Source organism: Bacillus sp. FSL R5-0820 (genome assembly GCF_038593385.1).
Classification (GTDB): Bacteria; Bacillota; Bacilli; order Bacillales; family Bacillaceae; genus Bacillus; species Bacillus altitudinis.
Genome location: NZ_CP151991.1, coordinates 179,354 through 197,972, shown reverse-complemented (window position 1 = coordinate 197,972; position 18,619 = coordinate 179,354). Strand labels below are relative to the sequence as shown.

Sequence of the window (18,619 nt, the reverse complement as noted above, 5' to 3'; positions counted from 1 at the left end):
ATTTAACCTTCTTTGAGAGATGATATCATCTCTATTTTACTCGCTGTCGCACTAGAAATCCACGAAGCCGCTAAACTAAGTGCAATTCCTGCGATCACTGCCAGCAGTAGATGCACAGGCGGCAATTGGAATGAAACAAATCCACCCAGCCAATCAGATTGGCTTGAGACATATAGAAGAATCACACCAAATAAAATGCCGCCAATCACACCTGATAACCCAATGAGCACACCTTCTCCGACGATCATTTTTCTCACCTGCTGCTTTGTCAGCCCAAGCGCCCGTATGGTGCCAATCTCAGATGTACGTTCAAGCGTATTCATCAGCAGTGTATTGGCTGTTCCAATGCTCGCGAGCCCAATAATGAAAATGAGCATCATAGAAATTAACTCGTTCATACCAGTTAAAGCCGATGTCGTTGATTCAATCTCATCCTCTACTGTTTTCACCTTTGAAAGCCGCTGCCCAAAGTCTTCCCATAGCTGATCTCGTAAAGACTCACCGGCACCTTTGTCTTTTAACGTAAGCAGGATATCAAGGGGCTGCGTCCACCCTAAATCCTCTTGTAAAAATGTCTGATCGACAAATGCCACATAACCCGAATGATGAGAAGTCTTGACCACATCAATGACTTGTAACTGCTGCCGGCCAGAAGGTGCATTGAGATACACACTCTCTCCAATACGCCCACCCCATTCATCAAACGCACGCTCTCCTAACACGATAGAAGGCGTTTCTGATAATCGTTGATACAAATCGCCTTTATTGTCACCTTCTATAAAAGAAGGTCCTTTCTCATCCACACCGATGATAGAAAATTGTCTTTTCTCTCCATGGGCCGTTTCCCATGTCAAAGGAGCCGCTTCCATCATCGGTTCCACCCGCTCAACAGACTCATAGGATGACAGCTTTTCTTGATCCGCTTTCGTCCATGGCGCTTCAGAGGTAACCCTGAGATCACCGCCGTACGTTTGACGGATCTCTTTTTCATAGCCATCTGGAGCCGATTCAATGACCGCACTTAAAAGCAAGATCACAGCAATCCCAACAGCTAGAATCGCCGCCGTATTGGCATTTCGATTCAGTTGCTGCGTGACATGCTGCGAGGATAGATGGCCCGGGTAACCAAAGACAAACTTCAAAAGAGGCGCCAACAACCGGTTCAAAAAGAGCAGAAAAAATGGGAATAACAGAACCATGCTGGCTAAAATGCCAAGATAAGCAGCCGGATGATCCACCCATACAAATGAAAGCAAGCCTATCCCTATCACCGCTCTAATGACCGATTGTTTTTTCAGTGTAGAAGTGGTAGTGGATTTTAAAGTCAGTAGCACAGACGTTTTCCCTGCATGATAGATCGGAAATAACGAAAACAGCACAGGGAACACAATACCAATGATCACTGAAATTACAACAGGCACTTGCCAATCTAACGAATACACCATATCAAAAGCGAACACACCAAGCAGTGTTTGCATGAACACATCTCCAAGCCAAACACCAATCGGCACCCCAATGGCTGTTCCAATACATGCCAAGATCAAAACCTCAATCAACATCAGCTTAGAAACAGAGCCCTGCGTATAACCAAAGCTCTTCATAATCGCAAATTCCTTTTTCCGTTCCATCACACTCGTATAAATCATATTAAACACGATAAAACCGCTCATAAACATCGACAGCCCTGCGATGAGGTAAAAGAACGTGTACAACCCGCCAATGTCATTACTTTGCCGGTCATCCGCCACCACAGGCTGGACAAAAACATCGGCATCCTTGAACTCTTTCTGTAAAGATTGAAAGAGCTGTTCCCCGCCTTCATTTGTCTGAAATCTCATATAAGAAAGCTGATCATCCATTCCCGTCCAGTCTCTCAATATATCAAGCGGCGCCATCACACGAAAGCTCGATGATTCTGCACTCTTCCAGTCACTCGGACTTGAAAGCAGCTGTGTATATTCCACAATGGCAGATACCTTCGCTTCGCCCAAATCAGAAAAACGAATGGTATCTCCCACTTTTTTATTCAGCAGCTTCGCCACAACATCTGGTATGACCAACCCCTGATTATCCAAACGCCCTTCAATCACAGGCAGCTTCAGTAAAGAGCTCGTTTGATCTTGTACTCCGGTAATGCGCACCGCCCGTTGGTTAAGAGAGTGATCACCTTCTACATCAAAAAACGTCTGTTTATCCAGCGCTAATAATGATCCTGTCACATCAGGATGCTTTAAAATGGATGAGATCTGTTCCTCATCATACGTATGATCATCACTCAACACCCAATAATCTGCATCAGCGACATACATTTGCTCATAATAATGAAACACATCATTTGTCGTTCGATCGGCAATGAGCATCGACGTGACAAAAGCAATCCCCACCATGATGCCTAAGACAGAAATGGCGAACCGCTTTTTATGCTGAATCATGTTACGCCATGAAATTCGCCACATACTGAGCATAATCATCATCCTTTCTAGAGATCACTTGATCAATAACACCGTCTTTAAAAAGGATGATTCGATCCGCAAATCCTGCTGCGAAAATATCATGCGTCACCATGATAATCGTCTGCTTGCTTTCTCGATTGAACTTGCACATTAACGCCAAAATATCCTCCGCTCTATGCCGGTCCAAGTTCCCCGTCGGCTCATCTGCTAACAGCACTGACGGCTGATTGACTAGAGCTCTTGCAATCGCTACACGCTGCTGCTGCCCACCGCTCAGCAAACTAGCCCGTTTCCGCCCAAGTCCATTCAAGCCAACAGCCTCTAACAGTTCTACAACCGTCTGTTGATTCTCCTTTGTTAAACGTCCATCTGCATGCAGCGGAAACGCCACATTTTCTTCGACAGTTAATGTAGGCAGCAGCTGATAATTTTGAAACACAAACCCAATCTGTTTTCGGCGAAAAATCGTTCTCTCTTTCTCATTCATCTCACTCAACTGATGCTCATCTATCAAAATCTCTCCATCAGTAGGCAGATCAAGCCCGCCTAACAGCTGAAGTAATGTACTTTTTCCAGAACCACTCGGTCCCATCACCGCTACAAACTCCCCTTCTTCTACCGTCAAATCAACGCCCCTCAACACCTCAGTCCGCTCCTGGCCTTGAAAGAATTCCTTCTTCACATGCTTGATCTGAATCATCTGCAAACTCCTCCCATTCCTTTACGGAGTAATTATATACTAAGTATATATTATTTCAACATTTAAATCATGATAATATGTATTTATATCTTATTTATTACTTACTAAATACATAAAAAACCCTCTAGATTTTCATATCCAAAGGGTACATCATGCTATAATTCTTGTTTTCTAAAAAGAAACCATCCGATGAGAAAAAAGAAACCAATCAATACCGATACACCTAGAAAGCTTGTAAGTGCCTGATCCGAATAAGTCCCTCTATGAATCATCTCCTCAGCCGCACTTGTGACGCCTTTAGGTGCAAACTTCCCTAATGTATTCTCATAAAACGAAGGAACGGTAAACAGGATGAGATTGATCAAAAGGGAAACGCCGCCCGCAGTCACTGAGCGCTTAAAGAATGCCGATGCACAAATGGTCGATACTACAATGAGCAGTAGGTTTGGATAATACAAAAACGTTCCTTTTAACACATCGCCCCAATCCACATGCCCAAATTGGATGTCCACATAATAAACGGAAGCTAGAACCGCCACTACCAAACTAAACAAAGTTAAACAGGCATAGGCACATATTTTTGAGGCATAATAACTCATTCGACTGATCGGTTTCACCATAATCATCGCCGTCACCCCAGAGGCACGCTCTCCAGCAATCGTCCCCATCACAATCATAATGAGGATAAACACGCCGAGTGAATCAAATTTACTCAATGCACTGGCTAAAGCCTCTCCAGCACTAGGCTCTGGTATATAAAATGTAGACCCTTCAGGTAAATTCGCTGATTTCGACAAAAGATCTGGCAGCATTTTGAGCGTAATAGGCTGTGTGATCATTAAAATCGTGAAAATGATTGGCACAAATAAGATTTTATAACTAGTGAATAACTCCCTAAATTCCTTTTTCAACATCATCATGCCGTTACAACCTTCATGAAAATATCTTCAAGCGTTAGCTTAGATAGTCGATATTGGAGAAGAACACCGCCAGTTTCAGTGATGAGACCCGGCAGCTCCTTCAATGCCGTATGTTGATCTTTGACTCGCACCTGATAAGTGCCTCCTGTCTCCATGCATTCCTCCACCCAATCCCGCTCCTTTAACAAAGCCATTAGTTTCGTATTCTGTTGTTCTAACTGAAATTCAATCACGGGCTGGATATAGTCTTCTTTGAGCTGTTTCATCGAAGAGGACATCTCAATTTTGCCGCTGTTGATCATGATAATATGATCGGCCACACGTTCAATGTCATCTAAAATATGCGTCGACATAAAGATCAGCATCTCATGCTTTAGACGCTCAATCAAAGTCAGGACGTCTTTTCTCCCCATGGGATCAAGTGCCGACACAGGTTCATCTAGGATGAGGACCTTCGGGCTATTGATCAGCGCCTGTGCAATGGCAAGCCTCTGCTTCATGCCTCCACTATAGCTACCAATGGCACGATCCTTTGCCTCGTATATGCGGCAAAGCTTCAACAATTCCTCCGTTTTAGAACGAATGGTGTTTTTCTCTAAATGAAATAACCCGCCAACCCAATACATCCATTCCTGCCCCGTCATATCCTGATAAAATGCAGGATGTTGCGGACAGTACCCAATCACCTGACTGATTTGATCCATGTCCTTTGTGGCATCAAAACCTGCCACCTTCACAACGCCAGACGTAGGACGAGCAAGCCCCGTCAAAATCCGGATCGTCGTTGTCTTCCCCGCTCCATTGGCTCCTAAAAAGCCAACACATCCAACCTCCCCAACAGAAAACGAGACATCTTTTAACACTTCATGCCGTCCATACGATTTCGTCAGGCCTTGACACTCCAACATATTCAAGTGAATCCCCCCTACTAAGATTGTTTACGACCAAAAATGAAATACGCAATAGGACCGGCACTCGCCACAAACACAATCACCAAAGCCCAAACCCACTTCACCTCTCCCCTAATCCTCGATGGATCTCTTTTCAGCAAATCAAACAAACCAATCACCATTAAAATCGCTTGTAGCAAAATAAGAGGTAAAATCATCTTCATGTCCATCACGCCACTCCCTTTTCAAACGTCAATTTGTTTTGGTATCACTTCTTTTGACGACATGAAGAGCGACTTCGTTCAAATGGATTTTATTTTTATTGGTCGAATGATCTATAAATATAAAAAAGCCCAGTGAAGGTTATTCACTGGGCTCGCTTGTGATGATCATGACGAAGCTCGCAAAATCTTTTCCATTTTCTTTCCCTTGGCTAACTCATCAATCAGCTTATCTAGATACCGAATATTTTTCATGGTTTCTTCCTCAATGTCCTCTACCCGTACACCACAGATGACTCCTTTGATTAAACTGCGGGAAGGATGAAGCTCAGGAGCCTCGGCAAAAAAAGTTTCAATGTCTATCTGCTTGTCCAACTGTTCCTCAAGCTCTTCTGGACTGTAGCCTGTTAACCAACAAATAATCGTATCGACTTCAGCTTTCGTTTTTCCCTTTCTCTCTGCCTTTGCGATGTAGAGAGGATAGACTTTTGCAAAGCTCATTGTGTAAATTTTAGGTTTGGTCATGTATCTGCTCTCTTTCTTCGTTAAATATTTAAACTGTCACGCTTTCTCAAGGGGACGCTCTCTCATTATGCACTTAGTATAATGTGTTAAAAATATAACTTATAAACGATGATATATGCCTTTATTATTTCTTTCATCTTTTTTGAAAGCTCTATATTTAAGAAATTGAACAATACAAAATCCAAGGAATACACCTATTGGTCCTTCACTTGAAACAGGACCACCAATTAAACAATAAGAAATGATAAACAATGCGATATAACCAATGAAGAAAAAAACAATTCCCCATTTTTCTTTTTTTACGTATCGAATAAAAATAATATTTCCCCCTAAAAATATTTATCATAATAGCAACATGGAAATAGTATCTATCAATCAAAGTTCAGCTTAAATCTTTCAACTGCTAGTTCTATTGACACAAAAATACCCCTTTAGACAATTATATCTAAAGGGGTATCAAAAATCCGATTTTATTTAATCCCTACTCCACCGTCACACTCTTCGCAAGGTTACGTGGTTTATCCACATCACACCCGCGGTGAAGGGCTGCGTAGTAAGCGATTAGCTGTAATGGAACAACAGATGCAAGTGGTGCAAGTGCTGGGTGTACAGCTGGAAGGACGAAACGGTCGCCTTCGTCTTCTAGGCCTTTTAGTGAGATGACACATGGGTTTGCGCCGCGTGCAACAACTTCTTTGACGTTACCGCGAATGCTGAGGTTCACATGCTCTTGCGTGGCAAGGGCAATAACCGGTGTGCCTTCTTCAATTAAAGCAATCGTGCCGTGTTTGAGTTCTCCGCCAGCAAATCCTTCTGCTTGGATGTAAGAGATCTCTTTTAGTTTGAGTGAACCTTCAAGGCACACATAGTAGTCAAGTCCTCTTCCGATAAAGAATGCGTTACGTGTCACTGTGAAGAAATCACGAGCGATTTGTTCCATTTCATCCTTTTGATCGACTAGGGCTTCCATTGCGTTTGCTACAATCCCAAGCTCTTTCACAAGATCAAAGTCAAGTGATTGACCATTTAATTCAGCTGCAACAGATGCAAGGATCGCAAGAACAGCGATTTGTGCTGTGTAGGCTTTTGTTGAAGCCACTGCGATTTCTGGTCCTGCATGAAGAAGCAATGTGAAGTCTGCTTCACGGGAAAGCGTAGATCCTGGTACGTTTGTGATCGTTAATGCTTTATGACCAAGCTCTTTGACTTGAACAAGTACAGCACGGCTGTCCGCAGTCTCCCCAGATTGAGAAAGGAAGATGAACAACGGTTTTTTAGATAGAAGCGGCATGTTGTAAGAGAATTCACTTGCTACATGAACTTCTACAGGTACTTTCGCCCAGTCTTCAATGTATTGTTTACCAACAAGTCCAGCATGGTAGCTCGTTCCGCAAGCCACAATATAAATGCGGTCTGCTTCTGCTACTGCGCTTGCGATATCGCCAGCGACTGACAGCTTGCCGTTTTCGTCTTGATATTCTTGGATGATTTTGCGCATAACAAGCGGCTGTTCATCCGTTTCTTTTAACATGTAGTGAGGATATGTGCCTTTCTCAATGTCGCTTGCATCTAGCTCAGCGATATAAGAAGGACGTGTCATGATATCACCGTCAAGGTTTTTGATGATAACCTCGTCTTTAGTAACAATGACCATTTCTTTATCCATTAATTCCGCATATTCGTTTGTTACTTGAAGCATCGCCATTGCGTCAGAAGCCACAACGTTGAAATCTTCTCCGAAACCAACCAATAATGGGCTTTTGTTTTTCGCCACATAGATTGTTTCTTTGTTTTCGTTATCGAAAAGGGCAATTGCGTAAGAGCCTTTTAGTTGAAGAAGCGTTTGACGGAAAGCTTCCTCTGTATCAAGACCTCTGTTCACAAATTGTTCGATGACTTGAACAACAACCTCTGTATCTGTGTCGCTTTTTAGTGTGACGTCTTGTAAATATTCACGTGTCAATTGTACATAGTTCTCGATGACACCGTTATGAACAAGCGTAAAACGGCCAGAAGCACTTTGATGCGGATGCGCATTTAGATGGCTTGGTACACCGTGTGTTGCCCAACGTGTATGTCCAATTCCTGCTGAAGATGCCACGTTTGCATCAACGACTTCACGAAGCTCAGCGATACGTCCTTTTTCTTTGAACACATGCACGCCATCTTCGTTTGCCACAGCGATACCTGCTGAGTCATACCCACGGTACTCAAGCTTCTCTAAACCTTTTAATAAGATTTCCTTCGCATCATTCTGACCAATATAACCTACGATTCCACACATAAATATTCTTCCTCCCGATCATGTGAAAGGGACAAAGAAAGCCTACTAAAATAGAAGGGACATTTCTTCGTCCCTCTCTACATGTTTATTTTGGGAGATCATGTGTATTCCCTTTGTACAAAGAGTCACCTCTTTGCTTTAAAGAAACACTTACGGCTGTGATCTCTATATTTGATCAGCCGGGAGGCATCCGCCGAAAAATTCGATAACCTCCATCCTCGTCAACTAAGCATCTGTCGTTCGATCGCTTAGTTCGGGCGCTATAATTATAAGAGTGGCTGAACATCTACCCTGCCTTTCCTGCTAGAATAAAAATCCAGTAACACAAGGATGATTGTACTATAAGGTCTGACCTCCGTCAATCACAATTTAGCGGGTGATCCCTTTCATGTTAGAAAGTGAGACCTCCCTACACTATATGCGATGAGGCTTGTCACGTTCTACCTTCGATGTGCTCTCTTATGTATGAAAGCAAGCAGCAAATTGCCCTCGCTTATATCATTCGTATAGAACTTTCCTCTTATGACGTTTATTCGAAAAAAAAGCAAACCGCTGCTTTGCGATTTGCTTTACATCAATTACTCAATACCCATTTCTTCTTTGACAACAGCCGTAATGCGAGCCACGTATTCATCACATAGCTCTTTTGTTTTCGCCTCTGCCATGACACGTACAAGCGGCTCTGTTCCTGATGGACGCACAAGGATGCGTCCGTCACCGTTCATCTCTTTTTCAACCTCTTGGATCACAGCTTTTACTTTTTCATTTTCTTCCACTTTATACTTATCAGATACCTTCACATTCACTAGAAGTTGCGGGAATTTCTCCATTTCAGCTGCAAGCTCTGATAATGTTTTTCCTGTTGCTTTTAGTGTATTCACCAGCATGATCGCAGAAAGCATGCCGTCACCTGTCGTATTGTAATCAAGGAAAATCAAGTGGCCTGACTGCTCGCCTCCGACATTATAGCCATCCTTTTTCATCGCTTCGACCACATAGCGGTCACCAACAGCGGTTTGAATGCTCTTAATGCCTTGCTTCTCAAGCGCTTTATAGAAACCAAGGTTACTCATGACCGTTGACACGACCGTGTCATCCTTCAATCGGCCCTCACCCTTTAGATAACGTGCACATATGTACATAATTTGATCGCCGTCTACAATATCACCTTTTTCATCGACTGCAATTAAGCGGTCGCCGTCGCCATCAAACGCAAGACCAATATCCGCTCCTTTTTCTTTCACAAAAGCGGAAAGTGCCTCTGGATGAGTAGAACCTACGCCATCGTTGATATTCAATCCGTTTGGTGATGTTCCCATTGTTGACACATCTGCATCTAAATCCGCAAATAAATGTGTTGCAAGAGAAGATGTTGCACCATGTGCACAATCAAGCGCTACGTGAATGCCTGTGAAATCCTCGTCCGCTGTCTGCTTCAAGAATTGCAAGTACTTCTGACCGCCTTCAAAGTAGTCATTCACGGTTCCAAGATCAGCGCCAACCGGACGTGGCAATTCATCAACTGGCTGATCCATTAGCTGCTCAATTTCATTTTCCTGTTCATCTGACAGTTTAAAACCGTCACCGCCGAAAAATTTAATTCCGTTGTCTTGAACTGGGTTATGCGAAGCTGAAATCATGACACCTGCTTCTGCATCCATTGCCTTCGTTAAATAAGACACACCAGGTGTTGAGATCACACCTAAACGCATGACTTCAGCTCCAATTGAAAGTAAGCCTGCTACGAGTGCTCCTTCTAACATATGACCAGATACACGCGTGTCTCGTCCAACGAGTACCTTAGGACGTTCTTTATCCTTCGTGAGCACATAGCCGCCAAATCTCCCAATTTTAAATGCGAGCTCTGGCGTTAATTCGCTATTAGCCACACCCCTTACACCATCAGTTCCAAAGTACTTGCCCATGTTTCAATCGCTCCTTTTTTACCATTCAAGAGGACGCTGCGTCCTCTTTGTTATCTTCTTTGATCCGCTGTCTTTGACTCGATTCTTTTTTTGCTTTATCTTGTGTAGATTCCTTTTGACTCTTCTCTTCCTGATCATCATCGGATGATTGATCTTTCCGATCATTCGTAGAAGCCGGCTGATCTTCTGTATCAGTAGAAGTCAGTTTCACTTTGACCTTCGATCTAGATAATGTCCATGTCACATTTTGAGGGCCATTCACTTGTACTTTGACCTCATGTGTTCCTTCGTTTAAGTCCCCCACATTGATATAGGCTTCAATATCTGAAGCCTTTAGTTTATCAATTGCACTCTTTGAACCTTTTGCTGTTAGTGTGAGACGCCCAGAAGACGGACTCACAAATGCAGAGCTGAGATCCTTGCTCAGACCCACGACAGAAATTGGGACATTATCGATCTTTTTTTCTTCAGCTGTTGCAACCTTCACTTTGATTTTAACAGTTTCAGGCGATACCTTTTTCACACCATCTGGCAGTGGAATGTCGGCATCAATCTCTGTATCATCTTTAATCTTGCTTAGGTCCAGCTGAACGCCGTCAATAAAATCAAGTGCATCCAGCACCTTTTGAGAACCGTAGACTGTAACCTCACTTGGGCTTGTCTCGATGCTTGAGATACTAATCCCATCTGGCAAGCTGCCCGTCCGCTCAATCTTAAACGGAACTTTCTTGCTTGGACTCGTAATCGGGACCGTAATATCTACCACAGACGGACTCACTTCGACTGGCAGCTCATTCCCGCTGCTATCATACACAGTGAGCTTCGCTTCTTTCTCAATTTGCTGATCGACATCCTCTAAGTTCACAAATGCTTTAATGACAGAAATTTTGTCGATCACGTCTTTTGAGCCAGTAACCGTGACATTTTTCGGATTCACAATAGGCTGCTCTGGTGAATAGCCGTCTTTGATTTTATTTTGATTATAAAATTCAGTTTCAACAGGGAATTCAGCTGTCGTTTTTTCCTGTATCGTCACAGTCGTCACAGACGGATTAATCGTTAATGTGATTCCTTTCGATACATCTCTTGCCTTCAATTCGACTTTATGTGTACCTGTCGTAAGGTTTTGCATATCTGCGTAAATTTCAAAATTTTTCGTTTGTCTTGCTGTTTTCACAGCACTAGTTGATCCTTTAATCGTGACATTGACTGTCTGCGGCACACCAGTGACTACATACTTTTCGTCGTCATAATATGCTTTAACAGGAATGTCCGTTAAGGTTGCTTCGTCTGTTGTTGATGTTGGGAAAAAGGATTCACCGATTTTTTTCGGCGTGGGCGCTTGCGCTGAATTGACTGCACCATACAGCAATAAAGCGAAGACCAATGCAAGAAACTTAACGGCCCAGCGATTATTCAAAATCTTATCCATTTTTCTTGCCCCTCCAATACCATTTGGTCGAGGAAGCATCTTTGCTGTTCTTACTAAACTCAGCAATCAGCATTTCTTCAAGCGCTTCTTCTGTCAATTCTCGATGGAGATCACCATTTCTTGCGACACTAATGCCGCCTGTCTCCTCGGAGACGATGACGGTTAAACTGTCCGTTACTTCACTAATACCAACTGCCGCGCGGTGACGTGTACCGAGCTCCTTAGAGATAAAAGGACTTTCAGACAGCGGTAAATAACACGCTGCAGCTGCAATCTCATCACGCTTCATAATCACAGCGCCGTCATGAAGCGGTGTATTCGGAATGAAGATATTAATCAGCAGCTCAGAACTGACCTTTGCATTTAAAGGAATTCCGGTCTCTATGTAATCATTCATCCCAGTATCGCGCTCAATCGTTAACAGCGCGCCTATTCTTCGTTTTGCCATATAGTTAATTGCTTTTGTAATTGCCTCGATCGTTTTCTGCTGCTGTTCCTCTACAGGTGTTCCGCTTCTAGAGAAGAAACGGCCGCGCCCAAGCTGCTCAAGCGCTCTCCTTAGCTCTGGCTGAAAAATAATAATGATCGCAAGGAACCCCCACGTAATCGCTTGATCCATCAGCCATTGAAGTGTGTTAAGACCGAGATACGCACTTCCCATCCTGACGAGAACAATGACGACAATTCCCTTTAAAAGCTGAACCGCTTTTGTTCCGCGGATGACCATCATTAATTTATATATCACATACCAAACAACGAGAATATCAACAGCATTACCGAGGTACTGCAAAAAAGGAATATCCCCTAAAGCCATTTCCTCGTCCTCCAGAATTTTCAGTTATTCTTCGTTCGATTCATTTTTTATAAAAAAAAGAGCCTATGTGTAAGTACATAGCGTGGCTATTATACCACATTTTGTTTCAGCAAGGAAAATAGTTGCCATATCTGGCTGGCATTCAAGTCTGTCCATCAATAGAAAAAGAGCAGTCCCTTAGAGACTGCTCTCAAACTGTTTGATTTACTTTTGCTCCTCTGGTCCAATGACCCGCATCACGTCTTGTGCTGTAGACTTCATTTTGTACCAAACCCAATCAAACACTTCATTAATTTCATTGATTTGACCAGTGACTTGTCCGGCAGAAGCAGTCAGCTGTTCTCCATTGACGACTGTTACGTTTCCATCAACCTTGCCTTCTACAATCAGCTTGCCATTTTTCACAGTGACATCACCTTTGACGGTTTCCCCTTTAGGTACCGTCACTGTATCATTTTCAACCACGAGATTCGGCTGCTTTGACACACTGAAATTATGATCCGTATTCCAGCTAGTAAACAGACTGCCTCCCATCAATATGACAAAGAGGGCAGCGGCGACCATTAGCGGATGAGCTTTGATCCATCTTTGAATCGACACACGCTTTTTCTCCTTTGGAAGACCTGCCATCACCTTTGCAGTGAAATCAGATGGTGCTTCTATATGAGATGTACTCTGCACGAGCGCGATGGATTTCTCAATTTGTTGAAAATGAGTACGGCATTCCTCACACGATTGCAGATGGCTCTTTAATTCTTTTTCATCTTCGGGCTCAATGTCCCCGTCTAAATACTGATGCATAAGCAGGACGATTTTTTCCTGACAGCTCATCAAAATCACCTCACTCAAAGGTCTCTCAACTGTTTCCGGAGAGCCTCTCTACCCCTGTGTATTCTCGTTTTCACCGTACCAACTGGTATATTCAGAATCTCACTAATTTCTTTTAACGAGAGTTCATCAATATACTTTAATACGATGACCGAGCGATATTTATCGGGTAATCTTAAAATTTTTTGCTGAATGGTGCTCGATAATTCAAGCGACACCACCTCGTCCTCTGGCAAAATGCCGTCAGCCGCAATTTGAGAATACATATTCAGTCCTTCTGTCCCTGCCACCTCTGCATCTAAATAATAATCCGGCTTTTTTTTACGAATACGGTCGATGGTCAGGTTGGTTGCAATGCGGTACAGCCACGTGGAAAACTTACGATTCACATCAAAGCTCTCAATATTCACATAGGCACGAATAAACGCCTCCTGCGCAATATCTTCTGCTTCATGTGCATTCCCAAGCATACGGTAGCACAGCTGATAAATTTTGTCTTTATACAGGTCTACGATGTCTGCAAATGCGTTCTGGTCGCCTTTTTTCACTTGCTTAATTCTCTTTTTAATCATTGTTTCCATAGTATATTCAACCTCTGCCTTCACCGGTCTTTATGTATACGAACCTCGTTCCAAAAGGTTTCATTCTCCTCTAAAAAATAGTGTAACAAATTTTTGACAGCATGTTACGCTTATCAGCCGGTAAAAACCTTAACATATCCTTAAATTTCCCCAAAATTAAAAAAAGAACGGGAACAAGTCCCGCTCTATAATAGCTTTTCACCCATTAAAGAACCAATTAATGCAACTGCCGTTTCTGCTGTTTTATTTTTCTCATCTAATACCGGATTCACCTCAACAAACTCAGCAGATGTCAAAATACCTGCTTCCTCTAAAAGCTCCATTGCAAGATGACTCTCCCTATAACTGATGCCGCCTGCAACCGGCGTTCCCACGCCAGGGCACTCCGCTGGATCTAGGCCATCTAAATCAAGCGACAAATGAACACCATCTGTTCTTTCTTTTAAATACGCAATGGCTTCCTCCATTACTCTCGTCATTCCTAAACGATCTATTTCATGCATCGTATACACTTTAATGCCTTTTTCTCTAATTAATGCCCGCTCTCCTTCATCTAAAGAACGAGCACCAATCAAGATCACATTCTCCGGCTTTACTTTAGGCGCATAACCGCCAATATTCGTTAGATCAGCATGCCCAAGGCCGAGACTGACAGCAAGTGGCATCCCATGAATATTTCCAGAAGGAGAAGTTTCCTCTGTATTTAAATCACCGTGCGCATCATACCAAATGACACCCAAATTTTTATAATGCTTGGCTACACCGGCTAGTGTACCAATTGCAATGCTATGATCCCCGCCTAAAATCAGCGGAAACGAACCTGACTGCACAATACTGCTAACCTTTTCAGCAAGAAGCTGGTTTGCGCCAGCATTCTCCGTTAAGTTTTTCAGTTTTTCACTTGTATAGAGACCTTTCTCATCATCTCTTTGCTCAACGGGAATATCCCCTAGATCCTCGACATCAAATGAAAGCGATTCCAATTTTTCTTTTACACCAGCACAGCGAATGGCACTCGGCCCCATATCGACGCCCCTTCTCATTTGACCGAGATCCATCGGCACCCCAACAATCGTGACCTTCTTTTGATCTCCCATATGTACATCCCCTTTCCGTTCATGCTTATATTTTACTTTCTCGGTGCCTTCTGACTCAACTCAACAATATTTTGAATAGTTATACATTCCAATCGTCAAAATAAAAAAAAGACACCTTTTTAAAAAAGGTGTCTTAACTGGGCTAGCTGGATTCGAACCAACGCATGACGGAGTCAAAGTCCGTTGCCTTACCGCTTGGCTATAGCCCAAAAATGGTGGAGGGGGGCGGATTCGAACCGCCGAACCCGGAGGGAGCGGATTTACAGTCCGCCGCGTTTAGCCACTTCGCTACCCCTCCACATATGGAATTGATAAAAGAAAAACAGTGCCGGCAAGAGGACTTGAACCCCCAACCTACTGATTACAAGTCAGTTGCTCTACCAGTTGAGCTACACCGGCATATGGTGGAGGATGACGGGCTCGAACCGCCGACCCTCTGCTTGTAAGGCAGATGCTCTCCCAGCTGAGCTAATCCTCCACATGATGGTGACCCGTACGGGATTCGAACCCGTGTTACCGCCGTGAAAGGGCGGTGTCTTAACCGCTTGACCAACGGGCCAGTTTGTCAAGTTTACTGTTTCCGTGAAGCTGACAAAAGTTATTATATACAGGTTGTCCCCCTTTTGTAAAGGGGATTTTTATTTTTTTTATTTTCTAACTATTCAACCCTCCTCAGCACAACATTTCGACTGAAATATAATTTCAGTATTTAAATATAATATTGAAATTTCATATCATACTCAATATACTGAAAATGAAGAAATAAGGAGGTATGTCACATGCAGCCATCTCAACTGCGTTCTTTGACAACAGAATCAAGAAACCCTAACACCATGGGAATTTCACAAGCAAGCCCGCTAGAAATGCTCCAAATGATAAATGAGGAAGATATGAAGGTCGCTCAAGCCGTCAACCGTGTCCTTCCAGACGTAAAGACAGCAAGTGACTTTGCCTTTGAATCCATCTCGAATGGAGGCAGACTCATTTATCTAGGCGCTGGAACAAGCGGCAGAATTGGGGTAATGGATGCGGTCGAATGTCCACCTACCTATAGCATTTCACCTGATGTCATCGTAGGCATCATGGCCGGTGGCGACTCTGCCTTTTCACATGCAGCAGAAGATGTGGAAGACAGTGAAGAAGCTGGTCAAAAAGATTTAGAACACATCCACCTGACATCAAAAGATACGGTTGTCGGCATTGCGGCGAGCGGCAGAACACCCTATATCATTGGCGCTTTAAACTATGCTAGAACCATTGGAGCAAAAACAGTAGCCCTCAGCTGCAATGAACAAGCAGAGATTAGCGAACTAGCAGACTGCGCCATTGAAGTCGTCGTAGGACCAGAAGCCATCACTGGGTCAACACGAATGAAAGCCGCATCCGCTCATAAAATGATTTTAAATATGCTTTCCACCTCTGTCATGATCAGACAAGGCAAAGTATATGAAAACCTGATGGTAGATGTAAAAGTAAGCAATCATAAACTAAAAGAACGCGCCATCACCATCATTCAGCATGTGACCAATGCTTCCTACGAACAAGCCGTAAAAGCACTTGAAGCAGCCGATTTAGAAGTTAAAACAGCCATCGTCATGCTCCAAACCAAAACAGATAAAAAGACAGCCAAAGACCTGCTCAACAAAGCAGATGGTCACATCGACAAAGCCATCTTACGTCATCAATCTTAAAGGAGGAAACTCATGTCAGCAGGCGGACTCACCCTACTACACACAATGAAATCAAAGCTTCCCCAATCTGAAAAAATCATTGCAGACTATATCCTTGCCCATCCTGACAAAGTCATTAAAAGCACAGTGCATGAAATCAGTCAGGCTGCCGGTGCAAGCAGCTCTGCCGTCATCCGCCTCTGTAAGTCTCTCGGGCTGGATGGCTATCACGATTTGAAAATGCGGATCGCTGGAGACTTAATGCACACTGATAAACAAGGCTACCGGGATATCGAACAAGATGAACCACTTCAATCCATTATTCAAAAGACAGCAGGAAACACCATTCAATCGATCAAAGATACAGCCTCTATTTTAAATGTAGAAGCTTTAGAAAAAGCTGTTCAACTGCTGCAGAATGCAAACCAAATCCATTTTATCGGTGTGGGTGCATCTGGCATCGTCGCAGCTGATGCCCAGCAGAAATTTCTCAGAATCAATTATGCAGCCACTGCCTTCACTGACATGCACATCGCATCTACGGTCATCGCAAATGCTGGAAAGAATGACATTGTGTTCGGTATATCCTTCTCAGGAGAAACATTAGACATCATCCAAGCCCTTCAGCTCGCCAAAGAAAATGAAGTAAAAACCATTGCTTTAACGCACCCAGGTCATACAAGCGTTTCTGCATTGTGTGATGTTCATCTATCAACGTCCGGTTCCAATGAAGCACCTTTTCGCAGTGCTGCCACTTCCTCTAGAATGGCACAGCTCTATTTAATCGATGTCTTGTTCCTCAGTTTAGCCTCCCGTCAATATGAACAGACAGCACAATATATTGACAAAACAAGGCATGCCATCCGCTCCATGAAACGAAAAACAAAGGGGGATTCAACATGAGTCATCAAAAAAAATATCAGCAGTTGGCGAAAGAAATCCTTTCACTCTGTGGTGGTTCTGAAAACATCTCTTCCCACACACATTGTATGACACGTCTCCGAATTACACCCATTGATCGTGAAAAAGTGCAAACCACCGCGATCAAAGAACTCGATGGCGTCATTGGCGTCGTCGAAGCGGAAACACTGCAAATCATTTTAGGCACAGGTGTTGTCAACCAAGTATCAAGTGCGTTTGAACAGCTGCTCAATGCCTCAGGTTCATATGACTTAAACAACGAAGCACAGAAAAACAAACAAGCCATTTCACAAAAGAACCGCACACCATTCAAGCTGTTCTTACGGCGGATCGCCAGCATTTTCATTCCCATTATTCCAGCACTCGTTGCATCGGGTCTTATAACGGGTATTACAAAAGCGGTCGTGCAAGCAGGCTGGCTCGATGAAAAATCTCAAGCTGCGATTATCCTAACCGTTATAGGCTCAGGCTTGTTTGCTTATCTCGGTATATTAGTAGGAACAAACGCCGCAAAAGAATTTGGTGGCTCTCCTGCATTAGGCGCATTAGCAGGTATTCTCATCATTAACCCAGCTGCCGCTGATATTATGTTATTTGGCACTAATATTCTACCAGGCAGAGGCGGACTCATCGGTGTTCTTCTTGCAGCTATTTTTATGGCACTTGTTGAGACACGGATCAGACGCTTCGTCCCGCAATCACTCGATATCATCGTCACACCAACCATCACACTACTCATTACAGGCATTTTCACGTACGTTATCTTCATGCCAGTCGGCGGATTTATATCTGATGCCATCACCTCTGGACTTACTTATCTATTAAACATTGGCGGTATTTTTGCAGGATTTGTTCTTGGTGCGACCTTCCTTCCTCTTGTTGTAACTGGACTTCACCAAGGCCTAACACCTATTCATATGGAACTGATTAATTCAATTGGAGATGACCCGCTTCTGCCAATCCTCGCTATGGGAGGCGCAGGACAGGTCGGTGCTGCCTTTGCCATTTATATGAAAACAAAAAAGAAAAAGCTGAAAAGAGCCATTGCAGGCGGACTTCCTTCAGGAATGCTTGGAATTGGAGAACCGCTCATTTTCGGTGTCACACTCCCGCTCGGAAGACCCTTCCTCACTGCTTGTCTCGGCGCTGGAATCGGCGGAGCATTTCAAGCCTATTTCCAAATCGCCACTAAAGCAATCGGGGTATCAGGTCTCCCATTAACCTTTATCGTTCACACACATCAAATGCTACTTTACTTAATAGGACTCTTCATTGCATATGTCGCTGGATTTATCTTCACATACTTATTTGGATTTCATGATGATATGGCTGTTGAATTCGAGGAAAATAAGCAATAG

At 43.4% G+C, this 18,619-nt stretch carries 16 protein-coding genes and 5 tRNA genes; 3 read left to right on the top strand and 18 right to left on the bottom strand.

What is annotated here, in order from left to right; translation table 11 throughout:
• Positions 1–2: 2 nt before the first annotated feature.
• The 18 genes from NST15_RS01120 to NST15_RS01035 all read right to left on the bottom strand — a co-directional run bounded on the left by NST15_RS01120 (position 3) and on the right by NST15_RS01035 (position 15,229).
• Positions 3–2,465, bottom strand: a complete 2,463-nt coding sequence (locus tag NST15_RS01120; RefSeq protein WP_342498762.1) for an FtsX-like permease family protein — start codon at positions 2,463–2,465, stop codon at positions 3–5.
• Positions 2,434–3,153 carry an ABC transporter ATP-binding protein gene (locus NST15_RS01115; protein ID WP_047946097.1) on the bottom strand — a complete coding sequence of 240 codons (720 nt, stop codon included), beginning with the start codon at positions 3,151–3,153 and terminating at the stop codon, positions 2,434–2,436. The genes NST15_RS01120 and NST15_RS01115 overlap by 32 nt, the downstream gene beginning before the upstream one ends.
• Before the next feature lie 155 nt (positions 3,154–3,308).
• Positions 3,309–4,073, bottom strand: a complete 765-nt coding sequence (locus tag NST15_RS01110; protein WP_342494448.1) for an ABC transporter permease subunit — start codon at positions 4,071–4,073, stop codon at positions 3,309–3,311.
• Positions 4,070–4,987 carry an ABC transporter ATP-binding protein gene (locus NST15_RS01105; protein WP_342498761.1) on the bottom strand — a complete coding sequence of 306 codons (918 nt, stop codon included), beginning with the start codon at positions 4,985–4,987 and terminating at the stop codon, positions 4,070–4,072. Before NST15_RS01105 ends, NST15_RS01110 begins: the two co-directional genes overlap by 4 nt.
• A 14-nt stretch (positions 4,988–5,001) precedes the next feature.
• Positions 5,002–5,193, bottom strand: coding sequence for a PLD nuclease N-terminal domain-containing protein (locus tag NST15_RS01100; protein ID WP_003217265.1), 192 nt, complete (start codon positions 5,191–5,193; stop codon positions 5,002–5,004).
• Positions 5,194–5,352: 159 nt separating this feature from the next.
• The gene (locus tag NST15_RS01095; RefSeq protein ID WP_056703664.1) at positions 5,353–5,709 is read right to left on the bottom strand and encodes a DUF2200 domain-containing protein; all 357 of its coding nucleotides are present in this window, start codon (positions 5,707–5,709) and stop codon (positions 5,353–5,355) included.
• A gap of 481 nt (positions 5,710–6,190) precedes the next feature.
• Positions 6,191–7,993, bottom strand: coding sequence for a glutamine--fructose-6-phosphate transaminase (isomerizing) (gene glmS, locus NST15_RS01090; protein ID WP_007498541.1), 1,803 nt, complete (start codon positions 7,991–7,993; stop codon positions 6,191–6,193).
• Positions 7,994–8,571: 578 nt separating this feature from the next.
• Positions 8,572–9,918: a phosphoglucosamine mutase gene (gene glmM, locus NST15_RS01085; RefSeq protein WP_007498543.1), complete on the bottom strand. Its 1,347-nt coding sequence runs from the start codon at positions 9,916–9,918 to the stop codon at positions 8,572–8,574.
• A 25-nt stretch (positions 9,919–9,943) separates the two neighbouring features.
• Positions 9,944–11,350 carry a YbbR-like domain-containing protein gene (locus NST15_RS01080; protein ID WP_250026966.1) on the bottom strand — a complete coding sequence of 469 codons (1,407 nt, stop codon included), beginning with the start codon at positions 11,348–11,350 and terminating at the stop codon, positions 9,944–9,946.
• Positions 11,343–12,164: a diadenylate cyclase CdaA gene (cdaA, locus tag NST15_RS01075; protein WP_008344027.1), complete on the bottom strand. Its 822-nt coding sequence runs from the start codon at positions 12,162–12,164 to the stop codon at positions 11,343–11,345. The genes NST15_RS01080 and cdaA overlap by 8 nt, the downstream gene beginning before the upstream one ends.
• Before the next feature lie 204 nt (positions 12,165–12,368).
• Positions 12,369–12,995 (bottom strand): anti-sigma-W factor RsiW, encoded by a 627-nt coding sequence (gene rsiW / locus NST15_RS01070; protein WP_008344028.1) that lies wholly within the window; start codon positions 12,993–12,995, stop codon positions 12,369–12,371.
• Between the two features lie 14 nt (positions 12,996–13,009).
• Positions 13,010–13,573, bottom strand: a complete 564-nt coding sequence (sigW, locus tag NST15_RS01065; RefSeq protein WP_007498553.1) for an RNA polymerase sigma factor SigW — start codon at positions 13,571–13,573, stop codon at positions 13,010–13,012.
• A 185-nt stretch (positions 13,574–13,758) separates the two neighbouring features.
• Complete coding sequence (gene rocF / locus NST15_RS01060) at positions 13,759–14,670, bottom strand: arginase (protein ID WP_342498760.1); 912 nt, start codon at positions 14,668–14,670, stop codon at positions 13,759–13,761.
• Between the two features lie 137 nt (positions 14,671–14,807).
• A tRNA-Gln gene (locus NST15_RS01055) sits at positions 14,808–14,879 on the bottom strand.
• Between the two features lie 4 nt (positions 14,880–14,883).
• Positions 14,884–14,968: transfer RNA gene (locus NST15_RS01050), tRNA-Tyr, on the bottom strand.
• A gap of 28 nt (positions 14,969–14,996) precedes the next feature.
• Positions 14,997–15,069 (bottom strand) — tRNA-Thr (locus tag NST15_RS01045).
• Between the two features lie 3 nt (positions 15,070–15,072).
• Positions 15,073–15,148 (bottom strand) — tRNA-Val (locus NST15_RS01040).
• Between the two features lie 6 nt (positions 15,149–15,154).
• Positions 15,155–15,229 (bottom strand) — tRNA-Glu (locus NST15_RS01035).
• A gap of 220 nt (positions 15,230–15,449) precedes the next feature.
• Here NST15_RS01035 and murQ point away from each other — a divergent pair.
• From murQ to NST15_RS01020, 3 genes are read left to right on the top strand one after another with little or no spacing between them, the layout of a single operon-like run.
• Positions 15,450–16,361 (top strand): N-acetylmuramic acid 6-phosphate etherase, encoded by a 912-nt coding sequence (gene murQ, locus NST15_RS01030; protein WP_007498556.1) that lies wholly within the window; start codon positions 15,450–15,452, stop codon positions 16,359–16,361.
• Positions 16,362–16,373: 12 nt separating this feature from the next.
• A complete protein-coding gene (locus NST15_RS01025; RefSeq protein ID WP_272511932.1) occupies positions 16,374–17,243 on the top strand; it encodes a MurR/RpiR family transcriptional regulator in 870 nt (289 codons plus the stop codon).
• Positions 17,240–18,619, top strand: coding sequence for a PTS transporter subunit EIIC (locus tag NST15_RS01020; RefSeq protein ID WP_008344031.1), 1,380 nt, complete (start codon positions 17,240–17,242; stop codon positions 18,617–18,619). Before NST15_RS01025 ends, NST15_RS01020 begins: the two co-directional genes overlap by 4 nt.

Coding starts and splice junctions, on each gene's coding strand:
- NST15_RS01120 (WP_342498762.1), bottom strand. CDS start 2,465: ATGCTCAGTATGTGGCGAATTTCATGGCGTAACATGATTCAGCATAAA.
- NST15_RS01115 (WP_047946097.1), bottom strand. CDS start 3,153: ATGATTCAGATCAAGCATGTGAAGAAGGAATTCTTTCAAGGCCAGGAG.
- NST15_RS01110 (WP_342494448.1), bottom strand. CDS start 4,073: ATGATGATGTTGAAAAAGGAATTTAGGGAGTTATTCACTAGTTATAAA.
- NST15_RS01100 (WP_003217265.1), bottom strand. CDS start 5,193: ATGGACATGAAGATGATTTTACCTCTTATTTTGCTACAAGCGATTTTA.
- NST15_RS01095 (WP_056703664.1), bottom strand. CDS start 5,709: ATGACCAAACCTAAAATTTACACAATGAGCTTTGCAAAAGTCTATCCT.
- glmS (WP_007498541.1), bottom strand. CDS start 7,993: ATGTGTGGAATCGTAGGTTATATTGGTCAGAATGATGCGAAGGAAATC.
- glmM (WP_007498543.1), bottom strand. CDS start 9,918: ATGGGCAAGTACTTTGGAACTGATGGTGTAAGGGGTGTGGCTAATAGC.
- NST15_RS01080 (WP_250026966.1), bottom strand. CDS start 11,350: ATGGATAAGATTTTGAATAATCGCTGGGCCGTTAAGTTTCTTGCATTG.
- cdaA (WP_008344027.1), bottom strand. CDS start 12,164: ATGGCTTTAGGGGATATTCCTTTTTTGCAGTACCTCGGTAATGCTGTT.
- rsiW (WP_008344028.1), bottom strand. CDS start 12,995: ATGAGCTGTCAGGAAAAAATCGTCCTGCTTATGCATCAGTATTTAGAC.
- sigW (WP_007498553.1), bottom strand. CDS start 13,573: ATGGAAACAATGATTAAAAAGAGAATTAAGCAAGTGAAAAAAGGCGAC.
- rocF (WP_342498760.1), bottom strand. CDS start 14,670: ATGGGAGATCAAAAGAAGGTCACGATTGTTGGGGTGCCGATGGATCTC.
- murQ (WP_007498556.1), top strand. CDS start 15,450: ATGCAGCCATCTCAACTGCGTTCTTTGACAACAGAATCAAGAAACCCT.
- NST15_RS01025 (WP_272511932.1), top strand. CDS start 16,374: ATGTCAGCAGGCGGACTCACCCTACTACACACAATGAAATCAAAGCTT.
- NST15_RS01020 (WP_008344031.1), top strand. CDS start 17,240: ATGAGTCATCAAAAAAAATATCAGCAGTTGGCGAAAGAAATCCTTTCA.